The organism is Kitasatospora sp. NPDC059973, assembly GCF_042737525.1.
GTDB lineage: Bacteria > Actinomycetota > Actinomycetes > Streptomycetales > Streptomycetaceae > Kitasatospora.
The window spans coordinates 1-2,623 of the sequence record NZ_JBHWUI010000345.1; the positions used below are offsets into that span (position 1 = coordinate 1).

A 2,623-nucleotide genomic window follows, 5' to 3' on the forward strand; every position below is an offset into this window, starting at 1 on the left:
ATCCGGCGGCCCGAGCGGCGCAGGTGCCAGACGCCGGCCACCGTGCCGTCCACCAGCAGCACCGGGAAGTTCCCCGCCTGCCCGCCCGCGAGAGCCCGCTCGTACGCCGCCCCCGGGAACAGCCGCTCGCGGGGCTGGGAGGCGATGGCGAACGCGTCGAAGTACGGGAGCAGGCGCACGCCCCGCACCGGTGAGTCCGGGAAGTCCGTGTCGCCCGCGCGTGCGGGTCAGGGGCGGGGCTCGAAGCGGATCGCCATCGTGTCTCCGGCGACCACCACGAAGTCCCCTTCCTCGCACCGGATGACGGCCTGGAGGACCGACCGGCTCTACGAGGACATCGCGGCCGGTCGGCCGGCCACCGTCGGGCAGCGGGCCTGGCTGGCCGCCTCGGTCATCGCCGGCGCGGTCCACCTGACCACCGCGGCCCTGTGCGGCTGGGGCCTGTGGCTGCTCGTCACCGGCAACACCCCGCTCCGCTGTCTGGGCGCGGCCGTGCTCGGCCTGGTGGTCCTGCTCCGGCCCCGGCTCGGCCGGACCCCGCGCGGCGAGGGCGTGCTGGACCGTGCCGAGGCGCCCGCCCTCTACGGCCTGGCGGACCGCGTCGCCGCCGAGGTGGGCGCCGGGCCGGTCGACGTGATCCGGGTCGACGGCGCGTTCAACGCGAGCATGGGGGCGGTCGGGCTGCGCCGACGGTCGGTGCTCACCCTGGGCCTGCCGCTCTGGGAGGTGCTCGGCGAACAGGAGCGGATCGCCCTGCTGGGGCACGAGTTCGGCCACCGGGTCAACGGCGACCACCGGCAGGGCCTCTGGCTCGGTTCGGCGATCCACGCGCTCGCCCACTGGCACGACCTCACCCGCCCGCGCGGCCACTACCGGGACGCGGTGGGGCTGGAGCTGCTGTTCCAGCTCACCGACCTGCTCCTCGCCGTCCTGCTCGGCGGCGTCGCCCGGCTGCTGCTGGCGCTGCTCCGGCTGCTCGACCGGCTGACCTCGCGCGCCGGGCAGCAGGCCGAGTACCACGCGGACACGCTGGCCGCCCGCACCGCGTCCACCGGAGCGGCCCGGCGCCTGCTGCGGACCCTGCTGCTCGGCCAGGCGGTGGAGACGGCGGCGGCCCGGGCACGCGCGGAGCTGCAGAGCCGGCCCCGCGCGTCGCGCCGCGGTCCGCAGCACGCCCCGGCGGCGCCGTCCACGCGGCCGGCGACCACCCCCGAGGCGTTCTGGGAGCGGCTGCGCGACCAGGCCGCCGACGTCCCGGCGCTGGAGCACGAGCGCCTGCTGCGCCGCTCCGCCCTGGAGCGGGGCGCGGTGGACCCCACCCACCCGCCGACCCACCTGCGGCTCGCCCTCCTCGACCGGGGCCCCGAGCTGCCGGCCGCCGTCACGACGACGCCCGCCGAGACCGCCGCCATCGCCGCCGAGCTGGCGCCGCACCGCGTCCGCATCGCGCGCACCCTGCTGGCCGGCTGAGGATCCGCCCGGGACGGGCGCCGCGGCCTACCGTCCAGTAGGGTCCGACGGCGAGCACGAGCACCGAATCACCCGGCAAGGGAGCTGCACCATGTCCGACCTCCTGGAGAACCCGCGCCCCGCACCCGAGGTGCTGGCGGCCTTCGAGGGCGCGACCGGGTTCATGCCGGTGGACGAGGGCCTCGCCCTGTACGCGGCGGCGCTGACGGCGGCCCGGCGGACCGGGCTGCCGGTGCTGGAGATCGGCACCTACTGCGGGCGGTCGGCGATCCTGCTGGCCGCCGCCGCCCGGGAGGCGGGCACGGTGGCGCTGACCGTCGACCACCACCGGGGCTCCGAGGAGCAGCAGCCCGGCTGGGAGTACCACGACCCCACGCTGGTGGACCAGGAGGTGGGCCGGATGGACACGCTCCCCCGGTTCCGCCGCACCCTGCACGCGGCCGGGCTGGAGGACCACGTGGTCGCCCTGGTCGGCCGGTCGCCGCAGATCGCGGCGCTCTGGGGCGGTCGGCTCGGCCTGGTCTTCATCGACGGCGGCCACACCGACGAGCACGCCACCGGCGACTACGAGGGCTGGGCCCGCCACCTGGCCCCCGAGGGCCTGCTGGTGGTGCACGACGTCTTCCCCGACCCGGCGGACGGCGGCCAGGCGCCGTACCGGGTCTACCTGCGGGCGCTCGCCGAGGGCTTCGAGGAGGTCTCGGCGACCGGCTCGCTGCGGGTCCTGCGCCGCTCCCGCGGCTGAGCGACCGGGCCGCGGAGCCCCGCCCGGCCCCGCCCTTCGAGCGCCGCCGTCGAACGCCGCGCTCGAACGCCGCGCTCGAACGCCGGGGCGGCCCGACGAGATCGCCGGACCGGCCCCCCGGCCGATCACGGATGCTCTAACGTCGTGCCGGGGCTGTCGGGCGGGGGTTCGAACGGTACGGTGTCCGCGCGGCGCACGCGCGCCGACGACAGCGGCACAGCACCAGGCAGAGCGACCGGGCGGACGGTGGGGGCCAGCAATGACGGACCAGCAGAACACCGCTCCGGCGGTCTGGGATCCGACCGCGCGCGGCGGCGCCGGCGGCTGGGTGCGCGGACCGCAGCAGCCCGCCCCCGGCGCGGCCCAGCCCCCGGCCGCTCCGCCCGCCGCCGCCCGGCCGGTTCCTCC

General features: G+C 77.8%; 2 protein-coding genes and 1 pseudogene. 2 read left to right on the forward strand and 1 reads right to left on the reverse strand.

The genetic code is table 11. The annotated features are described in order from the left end of the window. Positions 1–218 (reverse strand): annotated as a pseudogene (locus ACFWA9_RS38940) (DNA glycosylase AlkZ-like family protein); the annotation flags it as partial. Between the two features lie 82 nt (positions 219–300). Here ACFWA9_RS38940 and ACFWA9_RS38945 point away from each other — a divergent pair. Both ACFWA9_RS38945 and ACFWA9_RS38950 read left to right on the forward strand, forming a co-directional pair. Continuing rightward, positions 301–1,470 (forward strand): M48 family metalloprotease, encoded by a 1,170-nt coding sequence (locus ACFWA9_RS38945; protein ID WP_380394298.1) that lies wholly within the window; start codon positions 301–303, stop codon positions 1,468–1,470. Between the two features lie 91 nt (positions 1,471–1,561). After that, positions 1,562–2,215 (forward strand): class I SAM-dependent methyltransferase, encoded by a 654-nt coding sequence (locus tag ACFWA9_RS38950; protein WP_380394301.1) that lies wholly within the window; start codon positions 1,562–1,564, stop codon positions 2,213–2,215. Positions 2,216–2,623 lie beyond the last annotated feature (408 nt).